The organism is Deltaproteobacteria bacterium (genome assembly GCA_030654105.1).
Taxonomy (GTDB): domain Bacteria; phylum Desulfobacterota; class SM23-61; order SM23-61; family SM23-61; genus JAHJQK01.
Genome location: JAURYC010000146.1, coordinates 1 through 4,420 on the forward strand (window position 1 = coordinate 1; position 4,420 = coordinate 4,420).

5 protein-coding genes are annotated in these 4,420 nt (G+C 47.8%); 1 reads left to right on the forward strand and 4 read right to left on the reverse strand.

Annotated elements, in window-relative coordinates; all coding sequences use genetic code 11:
* Window positions 1–543: 543 nt before the first annotated feature.
* Together Q7V48_05965 and Q7V48_05970 are read right to left on the reverse strand one after the other, a co-directional pair.
* Entirely contained in the window at window positions 544–744 is a 201-nt protein-coding gene (locus Q7V48_05965; GenBank protein ID MDO9210281.1) for a cold-shock protein, read from the reverse strand.
* A 223-nt stretch (window positions 745–967) separates the two neighbouring features.
* Entirely contained in the window at window positions 968–1,267 is a 300-nt protein-coding gene (locus Q7V48_05970) for an HU family DNA-binding protein (GenBank protein MDO9210282.1), read from the reverse strand.
* Between the two features lie 204 nt (window positions 1,268–1,471).
* Here Q7V48_05970 and Q7V48_05975 point away from each other — a divergent pair, with 204 nt between their 5' ends.
* Complete coding sequence (locus tag Q7V48_05975; GenBank protein MDO9210283.1) at window positions 1,472–1,996, forward strand: helix-turn-helix domain-containing protein; 525 nt, start codon at window positions 1,472–1,474, stop codon at window positions 1,994–1,996.
* Between the two features lie 333 nt (window positions 1,997–2,329).
* Here the strand turns inward: Q7V48_05975 and Q7V48_05980 are convergent, their stop codons facing one another.
* Window positions 2,330–3,091, reverse strand: a complete 762-nt coding sequence (locus Q7V48_05980; GenBank protein ID MDO9210284.1) for a crotonase/enoyl-CoA hydratase family protein — start codon at window positions 3,089–3,091, stop codon at window positions 2,330–2,332.
* Between the two features lie 172 nt (window positions 3,092–3,263).
* Window positions 3,264–4,400, reverse strand: coding sequence for an ATP-binding protein (locus Q7V48_05985; GenBank protein ID MDO9210285.1), 1,137 nt, complete (start codon window positions 4,398–4,400; stop codon window positions 3,264–3,266).
* Between the last annotated feature and the right edge of the window lie 20 nt (window positions 4,401–4,420).

Here is a 4,420-nt window from a genome sequence, read left to right on the forward strand (position 1 = left end):
ACATATTAAGGAAAGATTATATTAACCCTCCCGCACTTTTTCAAGGCTCCTGCCCCGGGCTCCTGCCCCGGGAGGGCAAAGGGGCTGCCCTTGATTTACCTCGCCTCATTTCTTAAAATCCAACCAGTGCAAATACCTGTCCGGTGAAATCCTTATTCGTTAAGACTTACCTTTAGCCTACTCCGGCTCTCGGGGAACGTTTATGTTTGAAAATCCATAACCTAAAAAATGATTACCGAAGCAAATACTTGTCGAAAACCCGTTCTTCCAAAGTTGATAGGAAATACCTTATTACCAATGCCTGATAATCATATAAAAGGCACCCCCATTCTGAATCCTTCCTGGACCCGATCTCTGGCCAAGCTGCTGTGGAGCACCTTCCAGAGCGTCTATCCAGTATCGTAGCAGGATAGCATCCTCAGACACTGGACAGATAGCATTCTCAAGCTGGATGCTTCCTGAATCTGATCTGAACGAGCTCTTGCCAGCTGCCGCAGAGGAAAGCTAGCTCAAGGTAGGAGAGGAAATACCCCTACTCTTTCTTTAAATGATCTGGACGTTCTTAGCTTTCGGGCCTTTGGATGTCTCTTCGATCTCGAAGCTCACCCTCTGGCCTTCCTTCAGGGTTTTAAAACTGTCTCCCTGAATGGCTGTATAGTGGACAAAAAGGTCCTTTCCACCATCCTGCTCGATGAAACCAAAGCCTTTCTTCTCGTTGAACCACTTCACCTTTCCTTCTGCCACAACGATACCCTCCTCTTGTTCCATGATTCTATGATTAGTTTGAATGTGGTTTGGGCCACAAAAAAAGCGCCCCCAGGAAAAAGAAATGATTCCCAATGGCGCTTCTATATGATGTTTCCCAAAACTACCATCCAATTTATCCCAACGTTAATCATAACATAAAATATCTCTCAAAAAATGTCAAAAGAAATTGGAAGGGATAAAAAACAGCACCTCTGCTTCCTTATTTCCTCCCCGGTACAACCGCCTCCTTAGCCGCTTTCGCAATCCGCATCTTGACCACAGTCTTCGCTGGAATCTTGATCTCTGCCCCTGTGGCCGGATTGCGCCCCATACGGGCTTTCCTCTTGACCAGGACCAGTTTCCCGATACCAGGAAGGGTAAAGGAGCCGGTCTTCTTGGTTTCGGAGATCGCCAGCGCTGCAACCTCATCAATAATCGCTGCAGAGGTCTTCTTGGAGAGCTCGAATTTTTTTGCAAAATGGGTAACAATCTGAGCTTTGGTCATGGGTTTCTTAGCCATTTTCTTGCCTCCTGTTAGAAGTAGAATAAAAAGCTTGAATAGCGGGAGTATATTGGAAGGAGGATTAGGAATCAAGGTAAAAATTTCAAGACTTTTCAGGAACTGCCTTTTCAGCAAATACCTTTTCAATAACTACCTTGACTTACCATCTCCAATTTCATATAATCCCTGCCAAAATCCAAGCTTGCATAAAAGGAGGCCCTTATGGCAAAAATTGAATCCATCATCAAAGCTGAAATCCAAAGGTTGGCCAAGAGGGAAGTCCGATCAAAGTTTCTCCCTCTTCGAAGAGAAGTTTGGGGAATGAGGCTTAAGCTTTCAGGGTTACTCAAAAGTTTCACCAAGCTGGATCGATGGGCTAAGGAACAGACTCGCCAAGCTGAAAGAATGGAAATTAATTTGGAAGCCACCCCAGAAGAAGTGAAAGCCTCCCGGTTTACGCCGGAGCGGATTCGCAATCTACGGAAGAAAAAAGGTATATCGCAAAGAGAACTCGCCATTCTCGCGGGGGTGACCATTGGAGCTGTGACATCCTGGGAAAAGGGAAAATTCAAGCCGAAAGGGGATAAAAAAGCTGCCCTGGTGGCCTTGCGAAAGGTGAGCAAGCGGGAGGTGAAGAAAATTCTCGCTGAAAAAGCAGGGGCAAAAAGTAAAGAGGGTAGCAAAGAAAGGAGGCTCAAAGTCAATAGGGGGCAGAGGAAGGTTGGTAAAAAAGTCCTGAAGAAATAATGTATCAAACCGTTGTGAAGTAAATAGCTGACGACCGTTTCTCTTCAGGTAATTCTCACGTTTTCTAAACGGTGTTTACGGATGCTGAGCCAGATGAGTAGATCCTTCGGATATCCTCGTACCTGGAAGGGTGCCCTTCCCTAATTGGCCATTCCTCCCAGCAGGTCGACCTATGATTTGCCATGGCGCAAGTCACTTTTGGCCCGCCGAGATCTCTGCAAGAAGAAGTCAAGACCACAAAGGAGATATTCAAGTTTGGCGAGGGTGGACGACTTCCCGGAATACCTGGGGAGGGCGATTCCTTTTTCAGGGAATGAGAGGGGAATGCCATCCCTAAAATTGTCCGAGTCGTCCGGCCCCTTTTGCGAAACGAGTGGCGCCTTCTACGGTCTCTCCCGTGAGGATGGTCTTCAGGCCGATTCGAAATTCGTTTCTCATAGCCGCATCGAAGGGCAGACCCGACTGCTCGTAGGCCGAGCGCCTATCGCTCCTCAGACAGTTCTGCGGGAAATTGGAGATCGTTTCCGCGAGGGCCTCGGCTTCAGCCCGGGAGGTCCCCGGCTCCACCACCCTATTGACCAGCCCCATACGCAGGGCTTCTTCAGCACCGACAGGCCGACCGGTCAGGATCATATCAAGAGCATTGGATAGGCCGATCAACCGGGGAAGCCGGACAGTCCCCCCATCGATGAGGGGGACCCCCCACCTTCGACAGAAAACCCCGAAAAACGCATCTTTTTCCATGACGCGAAGGTCGCAGAGGAGGGCAAGTTCAAGCCCTCCGGCCACGGCATATCCAGCAACGGCGGCTATGACCGGTTTGCTCAAGAACATCCTCGTAGGACCCATGGGACCATCGCCGTCTTCTTCCATCCGATTGGCAAGGCCCCCGGAAATGGCCTTCAGATCAGCCCCTGCACAAAAGCACCCCCCCGCCCCCCAGAGCACACCCACCCGTGCCTCCCCATCGCCATCAAAGGCCCGGAAGGAATCGGCCAATGCCTGGGCAGTGGGCCGATCTACGGCGTTTTTTACCTCCGGTCGGTTGATGATGATGGTGGTTACAGGCCCTCTTTTCTCGGCGATAACCGTCATGGCAATCCTCTTCGGCTCTGTAAGTGATGAGAACTCGCTTTTGGGTGAGTTGAATATACGAAAAAAGGGGGCGCCTGTCAATTGAAAAGACCAGTAAGGAGTAACCCTTCAGTCACGGGTAGGTGACCAAAGTCGGAGGAGACCCTACCCCAATTACAATACAAACAATTTCTCATGATAATAATTTTTCTAAATTTTTCAGAATTTCCAGAGCTGGAATAATTTCAATTTTGTCTTCAAACATCCGCCGATGGCCAGCATAAACAAAGTACGCCTTAGCCATAGGATAATCCGCTACAAACGATTTCAATCCCCCAAGCATGGCTGATGTTATTCTCGATGTTCTTTTTATTTCAAAAGCGAGAAGTCCTTTAGGGCCATACAGAACAAAGTCCACTTCTCTGCCGTTTGAAGTACGCCAGTAAAAAATCTTATAGCCAAGATTCAAGGCGCTATTAAGCGCAATGAACTCTTGAAGAAAGAGCGTTTCCAAAGCGATTCCATCAACCTCTTCTGGAGCATCGAGCGGCCCCATGGGTCTCAAAGTCCTAAAGACTCCCACATCAAAAAAATAAAATTTGGGATGCACGATAAGTCGCCTTTTTGCCTTCTTAGAAAAAATGGGTATCCGGTAACCGATCATAAGATCCTCAAGGATCGAAAAATAACTCTCAACGACCTTTCTCTCGACATGACATTCCCTTGCCACAGAAGAAATGCTCAAAACAGACCCCTGGGAAAAACTCGCAGCCTCCAGAAATCGAGCAAATGCCGACAGATTTCTTGTAAGCCCTTCCTGACGGATCTCTTCCTCAAGATAGGTCCTTACATAAGCCTCAAGATATTTTTGGGGATCAGCTTCCGTGTAGACGCTGGGTAAATGACCATACCTGAGAGAATGCTCTAACTTAAAATCCCCTCCCAATTCGGCAATAGATAGCGGGTGCATGGAAAGCGTTAACGCCCGGCCGGCGAGAAGATTGGGACCTTTTCTTTTCAGCTTCCGCGGGCTAGACCCGGTGAGAATAAAGTGATATTTTTTTGATTCAACCAAACGGTGAACTTCATGCAAAAGTTCGGGGATTCGCTGTATTTCATCAATGATGATCCAATCCCTGAAATCAGGAGGGATAAAATTCGACAATCGTTGTGGATTCGCTGTCAAATCATTAAACAGCTCAGCTTCTAATAAATCGAAATAGACAGCCTTTGGAAAGGAGGACTTAACCCATGTGGTCTTACCGGTTCCCCTGGGACCGAATAAGAAGAAGCTTTTGGCTTTGGGGGGGATGATAGATCTGGAATACATGATTCCATTTTACATATAAA

What these genes read in the sequence shown, in the direction of transcription:
- Q7V48_05970 (MDO9210282.1), bottom strand. Translation starts at nt 1,267, where the DNA reads ATGGCTAAGAAACCCATGACCAAAGCTCAGATTGTTACCCATTTTGCA.
- Q7V48_05975 (MDO9210283.1), top strand. Translation starts at nt 1,472, where the DNA reads ATGGCAAAAATTGAATCCATCATCAAAGCTGAAATCCAAAGGTTGGCC.
- Q7V48_05980 (MDO9210284.1), bottom strand. Translation starts at nt 3,091, where the DNA reads ATGACGGTTATCGCCGAGAAAAGAGGGCCTGTAACCACCATCATCATC.
- Q7V48_05985 (MDO9210285.1), bottom strand. Translation starts at nt 4,400, where the DNA reads ATGTATTCCAGATCTATCATCCCCCCCAAAGCCAAAAGCTTCTTCTTA.